Below are 16,686 nucleotides of genomic sequence, written 5' to 3' on the forward strand. Positions count from 1 at the left end.
TTTGAGGGCGAACTATCCGATACGCGACGTTTCTGTGTCGCGTTTTTGCATGTAATTGGACAGATGCTTATAAATCGCCATCACGCTGACGAATTGAAATGCGCCCAACCGGCGTCTTCTCAGGCCCCAGAGTCGATCCGGATCCCCACAACGACAAAGGCCACCCGAAGGTGGCCTTTGTTTGCTGGAGCTAGAAGGTCAGCCGAAGCTTACTTCTTCACTTCCCAGCCAGTCAGCTCGGCCAGGGCCTTGCCGATGTCCGCCAGCGAACGCACGGTTTTCACGCCTGCGTCTTGCAGCGCAGCGAATTTCTCGTCTGCAGTGCCTTTGCCGCCGGAGATGATTGCGCCAGCATGGCCCATGCGCTTGCCCGGAGGAGCAGTCACACCAGCGATGTAGGAAACAACCGGCTTGGTCACGTTGGCCTTGATGTAGGCAGCCGCTTCTTCTTCAGCCGAACCGCCGATCTCGCCGATCATCACGATCGCCTCGGTCTTCGGGTCTTCCTGGAACAACTTCAGGATGTCGATGAAGTTGGAGCCCGGGATCGGGTCACCGCCGATGCCGACGCAGGTCGACTGGCCGAAACCGGCGTCGGTGGTCTGCTTCACAGCTTCGTAGGTCAGGGTGCCGGAACGGGAAACGATACCGACCTTGCCTGGCAAGTGGATGTGACCAGGCATGATGCCGATCTTGCACTCGCCCGGAGTGATCACGCCTGGGCAGTTAGGGCCGATCAGGGTAACACCCAGCTCGTCGCACTTAACTTTAGCGTCCAGCATGTCCAGGGTAGGAATGCCTTCGGTGATGCAGACGATCAGCTTGATGCCGCCGAAAGCCGCTTCCAGGATCGAGTCCTTGCAGAAAGGAGCCGGAACGTAGATCACGCTGGCGGTGGCGCCGGTGGCTTCTACAGCTTCTTTCACGGTGTTGAACACAGGCAGGTTCAGGTGAGTGGTGCCACCTTTGCCTGGAGTCACGCCGCCAACCATCTTGGTGCCGTAGGCAATGGCTTGTTCGGAGTGGAAAGTACCCTGCGCGCCGGTGAAGCCCTGGCAGATTACTTTGGTGTCTTTATTGATCAGGACGCTCATTACTTGCCCTCCGCAGCTTTAACGACTTGTTGAGCAGCGTCGGTCAGGCTGGTAGCAGCGATGATGTTCAAACCGCTTTCTGCCAGTACTTTAGCGCCCAGTTCAGCGTTGTTGCCTTCAAGACGAACAACAACCGGGATTTTCACGCCGACTTCTTTCACGGCGCCGATGATGCCTTCGGCGATCATGTCGCAGCGAACGATGCCGCCGAAGATGTTGACCAGCACTGCAGCGACGTTGCTGTCGGACAGGATGATCTTGAACGCTTCGGTCACGCGCTCTTTGGTCGCGCCGCCACCTACGTCGAGGAAGTTGGCTGGCTTGCCGCCGTGCAGGTTGACGATGTCCATGGTACCCATGGCCAGGCCGGCACCGTTGACCATGCAGCCGATGTTGCCTTCCAGGGCCACGTAGTTCAGTTCGAACTTGGCGGCGTGCGCTTCGCGCGGATCGTCTTGCGACGGATCGTGGAAGGTCTTCAGCTTAGGCTGACGGTACATTGCGTTGGCGTCGATGTTGATCTTGGCGTCCAGGCAGTGCAGGTCGCCGTCGGCCTTGATCACCAGCGGGTTCACTTCCAGCAGGGCCAGGTCGTGATCCTTGAACAGCTTGGCCAGACCGGTGAAGATCTTGGCGAACTGGGCAACTTGCTTGCCTTCCAGACCCAGCTGGAACGCCAGCTCGCGGCCTTGGAACGGCTGAGCGCCGACCAGCGGATCGATGGTGGCCTTCAGGATTTTTTCTGGAGTGTCGTGAGCGATCTTCTCGATGTCCACGCCACCTTCGGTGGAAGCCATGAACACGATGCGGCGGCTCGAACGGTCAACGACAGCGCCCAGGTACAGCTCTTTAGCGATATCAGTGCACGATTCAACCAGGATCTTGGTGACCGGCTGACCGTTGGCGTCAGTCTGGTAGGTCACCAGACGCTTGCCCAGCCACTGCTGTGCGAAGGCCTTGGCGTCTTCTTTGCTGCGAACCAGCTTGACGCCGCCCGCTTTACCGCGACCACCGGCGTGAACCTGGGCTTTGACGACCCACTCGTTGCCGCCGATCTTGTCGCAAGCTTCTGCCGCTTCTTCCGGGGTGTCTACCGCGTAGCCTTTGGATACTGGCAGGCCGTACTCAGCGAACAGCTGCTTACCCTGATACTCGTGAAGATTCATGCTTTTTACCGTCTTCGTTAGGTACTGCGCATTCGGCGCTGCGCTCTTTATGAGTGCCGCGCCACCTGTGACTGCTGCTTGCGCAGCCTTTCCGGATACCCGGTGCAGCTACGCAAGACTGCGTCCAGCGGACATTCCGCGGTGAGTCTTGCACGCAAGGCTCACGACGGGCCGATACCGCCGTGGTTTCTTATTGTGTCTTAACGCTTCTTGCGGTTGGCCACGTGGATGGCGCCGCCATTCACGGCCAAAGCAGCTTCGTGCAAGGCTTCGGACAGGGTCGGATGGGAGAATACCATCATGCCCAGGTCTTCAGCGCTGGTGCCGAATTCCATGCCGATCGCGCCCTGCTGAACCAGTTCGGCAGCGCTCGGGCCGATCACGTGCACGCCCAGGACGCGGTCGGTCTTGGCGTCGGCGATGACCTTGACGAAACCGCCGGTGTCGTTGGCCGCCATGGCACGGCCGGAGGCCGCGAACGGGAAGGTGCCGACGTTAACTTCAACGCCTTCGGCTTTCAAGGCCTGTTCGGTCTTGCCGACCCACGCGATTTCCGGGTGAGTATAAATAACCGAAGGGATCAGGTCATAGTTCATCTGAGCCTTGTGGCCCTTGATGCGCTCGACGACCATGATGCCCTCTTCCGACGCCTTGTGCGCCAGCATCATGCCACGAACCACGTCGCCGATGGCGTAAACGCCCGGCACGCTGGTCGCGCAGTGGTCGTCAACGAAGATGAAGCCACGCTCGTCGATGGTCACGCCGCTGTCGGCGGCCAGCAGATCGGTGGTCACCGGACGGCGACCGACGGCTACGATCAGCTTGTCGAAGGTGATGGACTGTTCGCCGTTGGCGTCGGTGTAGTTCACGACGACTTCGTCGCCGGTCACTTTGGAGCCGGTCACGCGGGCGCCCAGCTTGATGTCCAGGCCCTGCTTGGTCAGGGTCTTCAGCGCTTCCTTGGAAACGGCGGTGTCCGCGGCCATCAGGAAGGTGTCCAGGGCTTCCAGGACGGTGACTTCAGCACCCAGACGCGACCAGACCGAACCCAGTTCCAGGCCGATCACGCCGGCGCCGATCACGCCCAGACGCTTAGGCACGGTCTGGAATTCCAGGGCGCCGGTGGAGTCGACGATGACTTTCTGGTCGACCGGAGCCGGCGGAATGTCGATCGGACGGGAGCCGGAAGCCAGGATCACGTTCTCGGCTTCGATGACTTCCACCGAACCGTCAGGCTTGGTGACTTCGACTTTCTTGCCGGCCAGCAGTTTGCCGTGGCCCTGGATCGAAGTGACGCCGTTGGCCTTGAACAGGGTGGCAACACCGCCGGTCAGGTTCTTGACGATGCCGGCCTTGCGGCCGACCATCGCGGCGACGTCCATCTTGACTTCGCCGGTGGAGATGCCGTGGACGTTGAAGCTCTCTTTCGCTTCCTTGTATTTCCAGGAGCTGTCCAGCAGCGCCTTGGAAGGAATGCAGCCTACGTTCAGGCAGGTGCCGCCCAGGGCCAGCTTGCCTTCGCCATCGGTGTACTTCTCGATGCAGGCAGTGGTGAGGCCCAGCTGTGCGGCCTTGATGGCAGCCACGTAGCCGCCAGGGCCCGCGCCGATCACTACTACGTCAAATTTCTGCGACATTCAAAAAATCCTCTTGAGCGAAAAGCTTCAAGCCGCGCGCCGCAAGCCAAGCTGCGTTTTCTCGCAGCCTGAAGCCTGCAGCGCGTGACTGCTTCTATCAGATATCCAGCAACAGACGAGCCGGATCTTCCAGCAGGTTCTTGATGGTCACCAGGAAGGTCACAGCTTCTTTGCCATCGATCAGACGGTGATCGTAGGACAGCGCCAGGTACATCATCGGACGGATCACGACCTGACCGTTGACGGCCATAGGACGCTGGATGATGTTGTGCATGCCCAGGATCGCGGCCTGCGGCGGGTTGACGATCGGGGTCGACATCATCGAACCGAAGGTACCACCGTTGGTGATGGTGAAGGTACCGCCGGTCATCTCTTCCATCGACAGTTTGCCGTCACGGGCTTTCTTGCCGAAGGTGGCGATGCCGCCTTCGATTTCAGCCAGGCTCATCAGTTCGGCGTTGCGCAGGACCGGCACCACCAGGCCACGGTCGCTGGAAACGGCGACACCGATGTCGGCATAACCGTGGTAGACGATGTCCGAACCGTCGATCGACGCGTTCACGGCCGGGAAGCGCTTCAGGGCTTCGGTGGCGGCTTTCACGAAGAACGACATGAAGCCCAGGCGCACGCCGTTGTGGGACTTCTCGAACAGATCCTTGTACTTCGAACGCAGGGCCATGACTTCGGTCATGTCGACTTCGTTGAAGGTGGTCAGCATCGCCATGTTCGACTGGGCTTCGACCAGACGCTCGGCGACCTTGGCACGCAGGCGGGTCATCGGAACGCGCTTCTCGACGCGGTCGCCGGCAGCGAACACCGGAGCGGCGGCGGCAGGTGCGGCAGCCTTGGCAGGTGCGGCGGCCGGAGCGGCCTTCTTGGCGGCAACGGCAGCCACCACGTCTTCCTTGGTCACGCGACCGCCCTTGCCGGTGCCGGCAACGGAAGCGATGTTGATGCCGTTCTCTTCAGCCAGCTTGCGTGCGGCCGGTGCAGCGATCGGGTCGTCTTCGCCGTCGGCGGCAGCCGGGGCAGCGGCAGCGGCGGCCGGAGCAGCAGCGGCAGCAGGAGCGGCGGCGGCAGCGCCGCCTTCAACGATGGAGCCCAGCACTTCGTCGGACAGAACGGTGTCGCCTTCGTTCTTGACGATTGCGCCCAGCACGCCGTCGGCGGTGGCCAGCACTTCCAGCACGACCTTGTCGGTCTCGATGTCGACGATCAGTTCGTCACGCTTGACGGCGTCGCCCGGTTGCTTGTGCCAGGTAGCAACGGTGCCGTCGGCGACCGATTCCGGGAAAGTGGGGGCTTTGATCTCGATAGCCATTGTCTGTGGTTCCTTAAATTCGGTTTCAGGTGCGCGAAGGCGTTAAACGGTAAACGCGTCTTGCAGCAGTTGTTCCTGCTGCTCGGCGTGCATCGATGCGTAACCGCATGCAGGTGCGGCAGATGCCTCACGGCCCGCGTACTCGAGTACGAGAGACTTGTTGAGGTTGCCGACGCTGCGACGCAGGTGGTGCTGGCTGCAGTACCAGGCGCCCTGGTTCATAGGCTCTTCCTGACACCAAACGGCGTGTTTCACGTTGGTGTAAGGCGCCAGGACTTCCTTCAGGTCGTCCTCAGGGAACGGGTACAGCTGCTCGATACGCACGATGGCGATATCTTCACGACCTTCGGCACGGCGTTTTTCCAGCAGGTCGTAATAGACCTTGCCGCTGCACAGGACAACGCGCTCGACCTTTTTCGGGTCCAGTGCATCGATTTCCGGGATAACGGTCTGGAACGAGCCTTCGGCCAGATCTTCCAGAGTCGAGATGGCCAACTTGTGGCGCAGCAGCGACTTCGGCGTCAGGACCACCAGCGGCTTGCGCAGCGGACGGATCACCTGGCGACGCAGGAGGTGGTAGATCTGGGCCGGGGTGGTCGGCATGCACACCTGGATGTTGTGCTCGGCGCACAGCTGCAGGTAACGCTCAAGGCGTGCCGAGGAGTGCTCGGGGCCCTGGCCTTCGTAGCCGTGCGGCAGCAGCATGGTCAGACCGCACAGGCGGCCCCACTTGTGCTCGCCGCTGGTGATGAACTGGTCGATCACGACCTGCGCACCGTTGGCGAAGTCGCCGAACTGGGCTTCCCATATCACCAGCGCGTTCGGCGTGGTGGTCGAGTAGCCGTATTCGAACGCCAGCACGGCCTCTTCCGACAGGAACGAGTCGTACAGCTCGAAACGCGGCTGACCTTCGAACAGATGCTTGAGCGGAACGTAGGTGCCGGCATCCTTCTGGTTGTGCAGGACGGCGTGGCGGTGCGAGAACGTGCCGCGGCCGATGTCCTGACCAGTCATGCGGATCGGGTGACCTTCGAACGCCAGGGTCGCGTACGCCATGGTTTCGGCGTAGCCCCAGTTGATCGGCAGGCCGCCGGCTTGCATCTTCTGACGGTCTTCGTAGATCTTGGCGACCTGACGCTGAACCACGAAGCCTTCCGGGATCTCCAGCAGCTTGGCGGACAGTTCCTGCAGGGTCTTCAGATCGAAGCGGGTGTCGTGACGCGCGGTCCAGGCGTGGCCCAGGTACGGACGCCAGTCGACGAACAGCTCTTTGTTCGGCTCCTTGACCAGCGACTTCACCACGTGCAGGCCGTTGTCCAGCGCGTTGCGGTACTCGTCGACCTTGGCCTGGACGCGCTCGGCGTCGAGCACACCGCTCTGGGTCAGGCGATCAGCGTACAGCTCACGGGTGGTGCGCTGCTTGGTGATCTGCTGATACATCAGAGGCTGGGTGCCGCTCGGCTCGTCGGCTTCGTTGTGGCCGCGGCGACGGTAGCAGACCAGGTCGATCACCACGTCGCGCTTGAACTGCATGCGGTAGTCGATGGCCAGCTGGGTCACGAACAGCACGGCTTCCGGATCGTCGCCGTTCACGTGAAGAATCGGCGCCTGGATCATCTTCGCAACGTCGGTGGCGTACTCGGTGGAACGCGAGTCCAGCGGGTTGCTGATGGTGAAGCCGACCTGGTTGTTGATCACGATGTGCACGGTGCCGCCGGTCTTGAAACCGCGGGTCTGCGACATCTGGAAGGTTTCCATGACCACGCCCTGACCTGCGAACGCAGCGTCACCGTGGATGGAGATCGGCAGTACCTTCTCGCCGGTCGGGTCGTTGCGGCGGTCCTGACGGGCGCGTACGGAACCCTCGACCACCGGGGAAACGATTTCCAGGTGGGACGGGTTGAACGCCATCGCCAGGTGGACTTCGCCACCGGAGGTCATCACGTTGGACGAGAAGCCCTGGTGGTACTTCACGTCGCCGGAGCCCAGCTCGACCTTCTTCTTGCCTTCGAACTCGTCGAACAGCTCGCGCGGGTTCTTGCCGAAGGTGTTGACCAGCACGTTCAGGCGGCCGCGGTGGGCCATGCCGATCACGACTTCCTTGGTGCCGTAGGAACCGGAGCGCTGGATCAGCTCGTCGAGCATCGGGATCAGGCTTTCGCCGCCTTCCAGACCGAAACGCTTGGTGCCCGGGTACTTGGTGCCCAGGTACTTCTCCAGGCCTTCGCCGGCGGTGACGCGCTCGAGCAGGTGGCTCTTGATGTCGGCGGAATAGGTCGGACGGCCGCGTACGCTTTCCAGACGCTGCTGGAACCACTGGCGCTGCTCGGAATCGGTGATGTGCGTGAATTCAGCGCCGATGGTGCGGCAATATGTCTGCTGCAACGCTTCGTGAATTTCGCGTAGGCTCGCCTCCTCCTTGCCGATGAACAGGTCGCCGGCACGGAAGGTCGTATCAAGATCGGCATTGGTCAAGCCGTAGTGATTGATCGACAGGTCTGCCGGTGCAGGACGCTGCCACAGCCCCAGCGGGTCAAGCTGGGCTGCCTGGTGGCCACGCATACGGTAGGCCTGGATCAATCGCAGCACTTCAACTTGCTTCTTCTCGTGCTCACTGCTCACGCTGCCGGCGGAAACCGGCTGGGCGCGGCGCTGGTTCTTTGCCAGCAGCACGAAATGATCGCGAATCGTGGAGTGCGAAACATCGGTGGCAGAGCTGCCGTCGGCTGGCAGCTTCTGAAAGTAGGTGCGCCACTCTTCTGGCACAGCGTTAGGGTCGTGCAGGTAGAGCTCATAAAGCTCTTCCACATAGGCAGCGTTTCCACCTGAAAGGTAGGCGCTGTTCCACATGCGCTGCATCACGCTTTCTTGCATGCTTGGTCACCCTCGGTTAGGGGAACACCATCGGCGTCGACACCGAGCAAGCTTGCAGAAGTCCGAATGCAGCGACCAAAACAAGCCACTTAGGATCACACTGATAGTCCGGGTACCAGCCCGGATGCCCCTGCTTGTCTCATTTCTTCAAAAATAAGAGCCGCAGCTTTTGGCTGTTGCTCTGGTTATAGCCAGGGCGCGGGTTGAAGCCCGCGCCGAGACCTTCTACGGGTACAGCGGTGCCGCTTTTTACAGCGGCGGGTACAGCAGCTGAATCACACGCCGCTCGAGAGCAGCATGTTACGGATGTGACCGATGGCCTTAGTCGGGTTCAGGCCTTTCGGACATACGTTGACGCAGTTCATGATGCCCCGGCAGCGGAAGACGCTGAACGGGTCATCGAGCGAAGCCAGACGCTCGGAGGTCTTGGTGTCGCGGCTGTCTGCCAGGAAGCGGTACGCTTGCAGCAGGGCGGCCGGGCCCAGGAACTTGTCCGGGTTCCACCAGAAGGACGGGCAGGAGGTCGAGCAGCAGGCGCACAGGATGCACTCGTACAGTCCGTCCAGCTTTTCACGCTCTTCAGGCGACTGCAGACGCTCGATGGCCGGAGCCGGCGTGTCGTTCTGCAGGAATGGCTTCACCTTCTCGTATTGCTTGTAGAAGATGCTCATATCGACGACCAGGTCACGGATGACCGGCAAACCCGGCAGCGGACGAATGACCAGCTTGTTGCCTTTCACCACGGCGGACAGCGGCGTGATGCACGCCAGGCCGTTCTTGCCGTTGATGTTCATGCCGTCGGAGCCGCAGACGCCTTCACGGCAGGAGCGACGGTAGGAGAAACCCTCGTCCTGCTCTTTGATCAGGGCCAGCACGTCCAGCACCATCAGGTCCTTGCCACCGGTATCGACCTGGAATTCCTGCATGAACGGCGCAGCGTCCTGATCAGGGTTGTAACGATAAACACTGACTTTCAACATGGCGGTCACCCTTAATAAGTCCGGACTTTAGGTTCGAAAGTCGGAACAGTCTTCGGCGAGAAGTTCACGGCACGCTTGGCGACACGTTTCTCACCCGGGAAGTACAGGGTGTGGCACAGCCAGTTTTCGTCGTCACGGTCTTCGTAGTCTTCACGGGCGTGGGCGCCGCGGGACTCTTTGCGCACTTCTGCAGCGATGGCGGTGGCTTCGGCCACTTCCAGCAGGTTCTGCAGCTCCAGCGCTTCGATACGTGCAGTGTTGAACGCCTGCGACTTATCGTTGATCTTCACGTTGGCGATGCGCTTGCGCAGCTCGGCGAGCTGAGCGATGCCCTTCTGCATGTATTCGCCGGTGCGGAACACGCCGAAGTAGTTCTGCATGCAGCTTTGCAGCTCGCGACGCAGGGTGGCGACGTCTTCGCCGTCGGTGCGGTTGTTCAGCGCGTTCAGACGGGCCAGCGCGGCTTCGATGTCGGCCTCGGTGGCGTCGTCGTATTCGATGCCGTCGGTCAGCGCCTTCTCCAGGTGCAGGCCGGCAGCGCGGCCGAACACCACCAGGTCGAGCAGCGAGTTGCCGCCCAGACGGTTGGCGCCGTGAACCGATACGCAAGCCACTTCACCCACAGCGAACAGACCAGGAATGATCTTGTCCGTGCCGTCGGCGTCCTGGGTGATCGCCTGGCCATGGATGTTGGTGGCAACGCCGCCCATCATGTAGTGGCAGGTCGGAACGACCGGAACCGGAGCGACGACCGGGTCAACGTGGGCGAAGGTCTTCGACAGTTCGCAGATGCCTGGCAGACGGCTGTGCAGCACTTCCTCGCCCAGGTGGTCGAGCTTGAGCATCACGTGGTCGCCGTTCGGACCGCAACCGTTGCCGGCGATGATCTCTTTGACCATCGAACGGGCAACCACGTCGCGACCGGCCAGGTCTTTGGCGTTCGGAGCGTAGCGCTCCATGAAACGCTCGCCGTGCTTGTTGATGAGGTAACCACCCTCACCGCGGCAGCCTTCGGTGACCAGTACGCCGGCGCCGGCGATGCCGGTCGGGTGGAACTGCCACATTTCGATGTCCTGCACCGGCACGCCGGCACGCAGGGCCATGCCCACGCCGTCACCGGTGTTGATCAGGGCGTTGGTGGTCGAAGCGTAGATGCGGCCTGCACCGCCGGTCGCCAGCACGGTGGCTTTCGAACGGATGTAGGTGGTTTCGCCGGTCTCGATGCAGATGGCGATCACGCCGACGAACTCGCCTTCCTGGTTCTTCACCAGATCGACAGCGTAGTACTCGTTCAGGAACGTGGTGCCGGCTTTCAGGTTGCCCTGATAGAGGGTGTGCAGCAGCGCGTGGCCGGTACGGTCGGACGCGGCGCAGGTACGGGCAGCCTGCCCGCCCTTGCCGTAGTCCTTGGACTGACCGCCGAACGGACGCTGGTAGATGCGGCCGGTCTCGGTGCGGGAGAACGGCAGACCCATGTGGTCCAGCTCGAACACGGCGGCAGGGCCTTCCTGACACATGTATTCGATGGCGTCCTGGTCACCGATGTAGTCGGAGCCCTTGACGGTGTCGTACATGTGCCAGCGCCAGTCGTCGTTCGGGTCGGCCGAAGCGATGGCGCAGGTGATGCCGCCCTGGGCGGACACGGTGTGCGAACGGGTCGGGAAGACCTTGGTGATCACGGCAGTCTTGTGACCGCCTTGCGCCAGTTGCAGCGCAGCGCGCATGCCGGCGCCGCCGCCGCCAATGATGATGGCGTCGAAAGAAATCGTTGGAATGTTAGCCATGAATCAGATACCCCAGAGAATCTGCACACCCCAGACGAAGTAAGCGAACATCGCGACGCCGCATACCGCCTGGAAAAGGAAACGCACTGCAGTCGCGGACTTGCCCAGCGCCATCGGCGTCAGGTAGTCGGTCGCGATGGTCCACATGCCGACCCAGGCGTGGGCGCCGAGGGCAACGAGGGCCAGGAGACTGAAGATACGCATCGCATTGTGGGCGAACAGACCGTGCCATTGCTCATAGCCGATGCCGGGGTTCGCGGCGAGGTAGCCGATCAGAAAAATGAAATAAGCCGCGAGAACGACCGCAGACACACGCTGTGCCATCCAGTCATAGAGGCCCGAACGCGAAAGATTCGTAACGCTGGTTACCATATCCAAACTCCTGCCAGAACGATCAGCACCACGGAAACGGCGATGATGAGTTTCGAGCCCAGGCGGCCGCCTTCCAGCGTCTCACCGATGCCCATGTCCATGATCAAGTGGCGCACACCGGCAACCAGGTGATACAGCAGAGCGGACAGGAGGCCCCATGCTACGAACTTGGCCAGCGGGCTGGTCAAGCATGCCTTCACTTCGACATATCCTTCCTCGGAACCCAAGGACTTGCCCAATGCGTAAAGCATGATGCCGAGGCCCAGGAAGAGGATGATGCCGGAAACACGGTGAAGGAACGACGTAACGCCGGTGATGGGGAGTTTGATGGTCCTTAGGTCTAGGTTTACAGGTCGTTGGCTTTTCACGGCTTTTTTTTCACACTGAAGAGCCCCTAACAATCAGGGCAAAGTTGTTGGGGAGTGCACTGGTCAGGTAACCACCACCCAGGGATGCGACCCCCAATGAAAGCAAGCCCAAAAGCCCTTGGCGGTCGGTCGCCGAGTATAGACAGTTAGGCTACTAATGACAACGCAATCACCTACCCCCAATAGCGGATTGCACAACGCCCATAAAAGGCGTAAATGGCAGGCAATTTCGAGGAAAAAGTCTGCTTAAAGCCTTCTGGAGCAAGACTTTAGGCAAATTGACATTCGAATTTATCTCACTATAGTGGTGCGGGCCCTGCGTGGGGGGTCTGTCTGATGATTTCAAGCATAAATAGGAGGCCACATGGCTGACAAAAAAGCGCAGTTGATCATCGAGGGCGCAGCCCCCGTCGAGCTGCCCATTTTAACCGGCACCGTTGGTCCCGATGTTATCGATGTTCGGGGCCTGACGGCCACGGGCCGCTTCACGTTCGACCCAGGCTTCATGTCGACCGCCTCGTGCGAATCGAAGATCACCTATATCGACGGCGACAACGGCATCCTGCTGCACCGCGGCTACCCGATCGAACAGCTGGCCGAAAAGTCGGACTACCTGGAAACCTGCTACCTGCTGCTCAACGGCGAACTGCCGACCGCAGAACAGAAGGCCCAGTTCGTCGGCACCGTCAAGAACCACACCATGGTTCACGAGCAGCTGAAGACCTTCTTCAACGGCTTCCGCCGCGACGCCCACCCGATGGCCGTCATGTGCGGCGTGGTCGGCGCCCTCTCCGCCTTCTACCACGACTCCTTGGACATCAATAACCCGCAGCATCGCGAAATCTCCGCGATCCGCCTGGTCGCCAAGATGCCGACCCTGGCCGCGATGGTCTACAAGTACTCCATGGGCCAGCCGATGATGTACCCGCGCAACGACCTGTCGTACGCGGAGAACTTCCTGCACATGATGTTCAACACCCCGTGCGAGATCAAACCGATCAGCCCGGTGCTTGCCAAGGCCATGGACCGGATCTTCATCCTCCACGCCGACCACGAGCAGAACGCCTCGACCTCCACCGTGCGTCTGGCCGGCTCCTCGGGCGCCAACCCGTTCGCCTGCATCGCCGCCGGCATCGCCGCGCTGTGGGGCCCTGCCCACGGCGGTGCGAACGAAGCCGTGCTGACCATGCTCGATGAGATCGGCGACGTGTCGAACATCGACAAGTTCATCGCCAAGGCCAAGGACAAGAACGATCCGTTCAAGCTGATGGGCTTCGGTCACCGCGTCTACAAGAACCGCGACCCGCGCGCCACCGTGATGAAGCAGACCTGCGACGAAGTGCTGAAAGAACTGGGCATCCAGAACGATCCGCAACTCGAGCTGGCCATGCGCCTGGAAGAGATCGCCCTGACCGATCCGTACTTCATCGAGCGCTCGCTGTACCCGAACGTCGACTTCTACTCGGGGATCATCCTCAAGGCGATCGGCATTCCGACCAGCATGTTCACCGTGATCTTCGCCCTGGCCCGCACCGTCGGCTGGATCTCCCACTGGAAGGAAATGCTCTCCAGCCCGTACAAGATCGGCCGTCCGCGCCAGCTGTACACCGGCTACGAGTCGCGTGACATCACCAAGCTGGAAGACCGCAAATAAGACCTGTCTTGCGATAACGTCTTAGGCAGCACCCGAAACGGCCCCCATGAGAATGGGGGCCGTTTTGTTTTCCGGGCCTGGCCTTACCAGCGCTATCGCCAGCAGGCTGGCTCCCACAAAGGCCCAAGGCGCACACGAACGCTGCACAACACCACAAAACCCTGTGGGAGCCAGCCTGCTGGCGATGAGGCCGGCACATCCCCCACAGCCATCAAGCCCTCCGCCCTTTCCCAGCAGCAAAAAAATGCCCCGATCTCTCGACCGGGGCATTTCACTTGCAGCTCAAGGCTTGTAGCTTGCGGCAGCCGTCAGTGCGACACCGCCCCGCTCGCCCCCAGACCGGTCTGCGAACGCACGAACTGCGGGAAGAACAGCGCACGCTCGTTCTCTGCGGCGGCCGACTTGTCGGTGACCGAGAAGAACCAGATGCCGATGAACGCGATGATCATCGAGAACAGCGCCGGGTATTCGTACGGGAAGATCGCCTTCTCGTTGTGCAGGATCTGCACCCAGATGGTCGGGCCGAGGATCATCAGGCCCACCGCGCTGACCAGGCCCAGCCAGCCGCCGATCATGGCGCCGCGGGTGGTGAGGCGCTTCCAGTACATCGAAAGCAGCAGCACCGGGAAGTTGCAGCTGGCCGCGATGGAGAACGCCAGGCCGACCATGAACGCGATGTTCTGGCTTTCGAACAGGATGCCCAGGCCGATGGCCAGGATGCCCAGCGTCACGGTGGTGATCTTCGAGACGCGGATCTCGTCCTTCTCGTTGGCCTTGCCCTTCTTGATCACGCTGGCGTACAGGTCATGGGACACCGCCGAGGCGCCGGCCAGGGTCAGGCCCGCCACCACCGCCAGGATGGTCGCGAACGCCACCGCCGAGATGAAGCCCAGGAACACGCTGCCGCCCACGGCATTGGCCAGGTGCACCGCCGCCATGTTGTTGCCACCGAGCAGCGCGCCCGCCGCGTCCTTGAACGCCGGGTTGGTGCTGACCAGAAGGATCGCGCCGAAACCGATGATGAAGGTCAGGATGTAGAAGTAGCCGATGAAACCGGTGGCGTACAGCACGCTCTTGCGCGCTTCCTTGGCGTCGCTCACGGTGAAGAAGCGCATCAGGATGTGCGGCAGGCCGGCGGTGCCGAACATCAGCGCCAGGCCGAGGGAGAACGCCGAGATCGGATCCTTCACCAGGCCGCCCGGGCTCATGATCGCCTCACCCTTGGCGTGGACCTTCACCGCCTCGGAGAACAGGGTGTTGAAGTCGAAGTTGACGTACTTCATCACCATCAGCGCCATGAACGAGGCGCCGGACAGCAGCAGCACCGCCTTGATGATCTGCACCCAGGTGGTCGCCAGCATGCCGCCGAACAGCACGTACAGGCACATCAGGATACCGACCAGGATCACCGCGACGTGGTAGTCGAGGCCGAACAGCAGTTGGATCAGCTTGCCGGCGCCGACCATCTGCGCGATCAGGTAGAACGCCACCACCACCAGCGAACCGCAGGCCGACAACGTGCGGATCTGGGTCTGACCCAGGCGGTAGGACGCCACGTCGGCAAAGGTGTACTTGCCCAGGTTGCGCAGGCGCTCGGCGATCAGGAACAGGATGATCGGCCAGCCCACCAGAAAGCCGATCGAGTAGATCAGGCCGTCGTAGCCGGAAGTGAACACCAGCGCGGAAATCCCCAGGAAGGACGCCGCCGACATGTAGTCCCCGGCAATCGCCAGGCCGTTCTGGAAACCGGTGATCTTGCCGCCGGCGGCATAGTAGTCGGCCGCCGACTTGTTGCGCTTCGATGCCCAGTAGGTGATGCACAGGGTCGCGCCGACGAACACCACGAACATGACGATCGCGGAGACGTTCAGCGGTTGCTTGTGGACTTCGCCGGTCAGGGCGTCGGCGGCCCAGACGGCCGGCGCGAATGCAGAGATGCTCAGAAGAGCCAGTAGACGCCGGATCATTGCTGAGCCTCCTTGAGGATCGCGTTGTTCAGGTCGTCGAACTCGCCGTTGGCGCGACGCACGTAGATGCCGGTCAGGATGAAGGCCGAGACGATCAGCCCCACGCCGATGGGGATGCCCCAGGTGATGGACGAGCCGGCGCTGACCTTGGCGCCGAGCACCTGCGGACCGTAGGCGATGAGCAGGATGAAGCCGGAGTAGAGCCCTAGCATGATCGCCGAGAGTATCCAGGCGAACCGTTCCCTTTTCTTCACCAGCTCCTTGAAGCGCGGGCTGTTCTGAATCGAGAGGTAAATGCTGTCGTTCATTGTTGTTATCCTCGCAGCACAGATTTTTATTTTTGGAACATATCCACTGTATGCGGCTGCGGGAGAGCTTCCAGACGACCTTAGTAGTAGATGCCCATGACACTTTTGCCATTTTTGAGCACACACAAAAAACTGTGGGAGCGGGCTTGCCCGCGATGGCGTCGTGTCAGCCGACTGATCAGTCAACCGACAGAACGCTATCGCGGGCAAGCCCGCTCCCACAGGGTGTGCGGTATTGAGGTTACTTAGTCCAGTCGGCCACACGCTCCGGATGCTTGGCCACCCAGTCCTTGGCCGCCGCCTCAGGCTTGGCGCCGTCCTGGATCGCCAGCATGACCTGGCCGATCTCGTCCTTCGACGCCCACTGGAAATTCTTCAGGAACTTGGCGACTTCCGGCGCCTTGGCGTCCAGTTCTTTGCTGCCGATGCTGTTCACGGTCTCCGCCGCGCCGTACACGCCTTTCGGATCTTCGAGGAAGCGCAGCTTCCACTTGGCGAACATCCAGTGCGGCACCCAGCCGGTCACGGCGATGGATTCGTTCTTCTTCTCGGCACGGGTCAGCTCGGCGATCATGCCGGCGCCGGAACTGGCCTTGAGCTGATAGCCGGTCAGGCCGTAGTCCTTGATGGCCTGGTCGGTCTTGAGCATCACGCCTGAGCCGGCGTCGATGCCGACGATGCGCTTCTTGAAGCTGTCGTCGGTCTTCAGGTCTTCGATGGACTGGGCCTTCACGTACTCCGGCACGATCAGGCCGATCTTCGCGTCCTTGAAGTTGGGGCCGTAGTCGACGACCAGATCCTTGTTCTTGGCCCAGTATTCGCCGTGGGTCACCGGCAGCCAGGCCGAGAGCATGGCGTCGAGTTTACCGGTGGCGACACCCTGCCACATGATCCCGGTGGCGACGGCTTGCAGCTTCACGTCGTAGCCGAGTTTCTGCTTGATCACTTCGGCGGCCACGTGGGTGGTCGCGACGCTGTCGGACCAGCCGTCAACGTAACCGATGTTCAGTGTCTGTTTTTCAGCGCTGGCGAAAGTGGAGCCCATCGCAAGCGCCAGGGCGGCACCTGCGGCTAAAAGTCGTCGCATTTTCATCGTTACTTCCCCGAAATGCTGCGTCCGACGGATGCCGGACGGCGTCAACGTATTGTTATGGTGCACGG

13 protein-coding genes are annotated in these 16,686 nt (G+C 61.3%); 1 reads left to right on the forward strand and 12 read right to left on the reverse strand.

Annotated elements, in window-relative coordinates; genetic code table 11:
• Positions 1-209: 209 nt before the first annotated feature.
• The 9 genes from sucD to sdhC form a co-directional block, all read right to left on the reverse strand.
• Complete coding sequence (sucD, locus tag CAG41_RS17460; RefSeq protein ID WP_011333119.1) at positions 210-1,094, reverse strand: succinate--CoA ligase subunit alpha; 885 nt, start codon at positions 1,092-1,094, stop codon at positions 210-212.
• Positions 1,094-2,260 (reverse strand): ADP-forming succinate--CoA ligase subunit beta, encoded by a 1,167-nt coding sequence (gene sucC, locus CAG41_RS17465; RefSeq protein WP_085577743.1) that lies wholly within the window; start codon positions 2,258-2,260, stop codon positions 1,094-1,096. Before sucC ends, sucD begins: the two co-directional genes overlap by 1 nt.
• Before the next feature lie 200 nt (positions 2,261-2,460).
• A complete protein-coding gene (gene lpdA, locus CAG41_RS17470; protein WP_085577744.1) occupies positions 2,461-3,897 on the reverse strand; it encodes a dihydrolipoyl dehydrogenase in 1,437 nt (478 codons plus the stop codon).
• Positions 3,898-3,994: 97 nt separating this feature from the next.
• Positions 3,995-5,218 (reverse strand): 2-oxoglutarate dehydrogenase complex dihydrolipoyllysine-residue succinyltransferase, encoded by a 1,224-nt coding sequence (gene odhB, locus CAG41_RS17475; RefSeq protein WP_085577745.1) that lies wholly within the window; start codon positions 5,216-5,218, stop codon positions 3,995-3,997.
• 42 nt (positions 5,219-5,260) lie between these two features.
• On the reverse strand, positions 5,261-8,092 hold the full coding sequence (locus CAG41_RS17480) for a 2-oxoglutarate dehydrogenase E1 component (protein WP_085577746.1): 2,832 nt from the start codon (positions 8,090-8,092) through the stop codon (positions 5,261-5,263).
• Positions 8,093-8,367: 275 nt separating this feature from the next.
• Positions 8,368-9,072 carry a succinate dehydrogenase iron-sulfur subunit gene (locus CAG41_RS17485; RefSeq protein ID WP_065260469.1) on the reverse strand — a complete coding sequence of 235 codons (705 nt, stop codon included), beginning with the start codon at positions 9,070-9,072 and terminating at the stop codon, positions 8,368-8,370.
• 11 nt (positions 9,073-9,083) lie between these two features.
• Complete coding sequence (gene sdhA / locus CAG41_RS17490) at positions 9,084-10,856, reverse strand: succinate dehydrogenase flavoprotein subunit (protein WP_085577747.1); 1,773 nt, start codon at positions 10,854-10,856, stop codon at positions 9,084-9,086.
• 3 nt (positions 10,857-10,859) lie between these two features.
• Entirely contained in the window at positions 10,860-11,228 is a 369-nt protein-coding gene (gene sdhD / locus CAG41_RS17495) for a succinate dehydrogenase, hydrophobic membrane anchor protein (RefSeq protein ID WP_055137329.1), read from the reverse strand.
• Complete coding sequence (gene sdhC, locus CAG41_RS17500; RefSeq protein ID WP_011333113.1) at positions 11,222-11,596, reverse strand: succinate dehydrogenase, cytochrome b556 subunit; 375 nt, start codon at positions 11,594-11,596, stop codon at positions 11,222-11,224. The genes sdhD and sdhC overlap by 7 nt, the downstream gene beginning before the upstream one ends.
• A 364-nt stretch (positions 11,597-11,960) precedes the next feature.
• Here sdhC and gltA point away from each other — a divergent pair, with 364 nt between their 5' ends.
• Positions 11,961-13,250 carry a citrate synthase gene (gene gltA / locus CAG41_RS17505; protein WP_007959044.1) on the forward strand — a complete coding sequence of 430 codons (1,290 nt, stop codon included), beginning with the start codon at positions 11,961-11,963 and terminating at the stop codon, positions 13,248-13,250.
• 308 nt (positions 13,251-13,558) lie between these two features.
• On the opposite strand, the gene CAG41_RS17510 is transcribed toward gltA, so the two are convergent.
• From CAG41_RS17510 to CAG41_RS17520, 3 genes are all read right to left on the reverse strand, one after another.
• Positions 13,559-15,217: a cation acetate symporter gene (locus CAG41_RS17510; RefSeq protein ID WP_085631178.1), complete on the reverse strand. Its 1,659-nt coding sequence runs from the start codon at positions 15,215-15,217 to the stop codon at positions 13,559-13,561.
• Positions 15,214-15,525, reverse strand: a complete 312-nt coding sequence (locus tag CAG41_RS17515; protein ID WP_085577749.1) for a DUF485 domain-containing protein — start codon at positions 15,523-15,525, stop codon at positions 15,214-15,216. Before CAG41_RS17515 ends, CAG41_RS17510 begins: the two co-directional genes overlap by 4 nt.
• 241 nt (positions 15,526-15,766) lie before the next feature.
• The gene (locus tag CAG41_RS17520) at positions 15,767-16,618 is read right to left on the reverse strand and encodes a glycine betaine ABC transporter substrate-binding protein (RefSeq protein WP_085577750.1); all 852 of its coding nucleotides are present in this window, start codon (positions 16,616-16,618) and stop codon (positions 15,767-15,769) included.
• Positions 16,619-16,686: the final 68 nt, after the last annotated feature.

This window comes from Pseudomonas sp. B35(2017) (assembly GCF_002113645.1).
Lineage (GTDB): Bacteria > Pseudomonadota > Gammaproteobacteria > Pseudomonadales > Pseudomonadaceae > Aquipseudomonas > Aquipseudomonas ekonensis.

Excerpts from the sequence above, each read along its gene's own strand:
- sucC (WP_085577743.1), bottom strand. The coding sequence starts at position 2,260 with ATGAATCTTCACGAGTATCAGGGTAAGCAGCTGTTCGCTGAGTACGGC.
- CAG41_RS17515 (WP_085577749.1), bottom strand. The coding sequence starts at position 15,525 with ATGAACGACAGCATTTACCTCTCGATTCAGAACAGCCCGCGCTTCAAG.
- gltA (WP_007959044.1), top strand. The coding sequence starts at position 11,961 with ATGGCTGACAAAAAAGCGCAGTTGATCATCGAGGGCGCAGCCCCCGTC.
- sdhD (WP_055137329.1), bottom strand. The coding sequence starts at position 11,228 with ATGGTAACCAGCGTTACGAATCTTTCGCGTTCGGGCCTCTATGACTGG.
- lpdA (WP_085577744.1), bottom strand. The coding sequence starts at position 3,897 with ATGTCGCAGAAATTTGACGTAGTAGTGATCGGCGCGGGCCCTGGCGGC.
- CAG41_RS17510 (WP_085631178.1), bottom strand. The coding sequence starts at position 15,217 with ATGATCCGGCGTCTACTGGCTCTTCTGAGCATCTCTGCATTCGCGCCG.
- sucD (WP_011333119.1), bottom strand. The coding sequence starts at position 1,094 with ATGAGCGTCCTGATCAATAAAGACACCAAAGTAATCTGCCAGGGCTTC.
- CAG41_RS17520 (WP_085577750.1), bottom strand. The coding sequence starts at position 16,618 with ATGAAAATGCGACGACTTTTAGCCGCAGGTGCCGCCCTGGCGCTTGCG.
- CAG41_RS17480 (WP_085577746.1), bottom strand. The coding sequence starts at position 8,092 with ATGCAAGAAAGCGTGATGCAGCGCATGTGGAACAGCGCCTACCTTTCA.
- CAG41_RS17485 (WP_065260469.1), bottom strand. The coding sequence starts at position 9,072 with ATGTTGAAAGTCAGTGTTTATCGTTACAACCCTGATCAGGACGCTGCG.
- sdhA (WP_085577747.1), bottom strand. The coding sequence starts at position 10,856 with ATGGCTAACATTCCAACGATTTCTTTCGACGCCATCATCATTGGCGGC.
- odhB (WP_085577745.1), bottom strand. The coding sequence starts at position 5,218 with ATGGCTATCGAGATCAAAGCCCCCACTTTCCCGGAATCGGTCGCCGAC.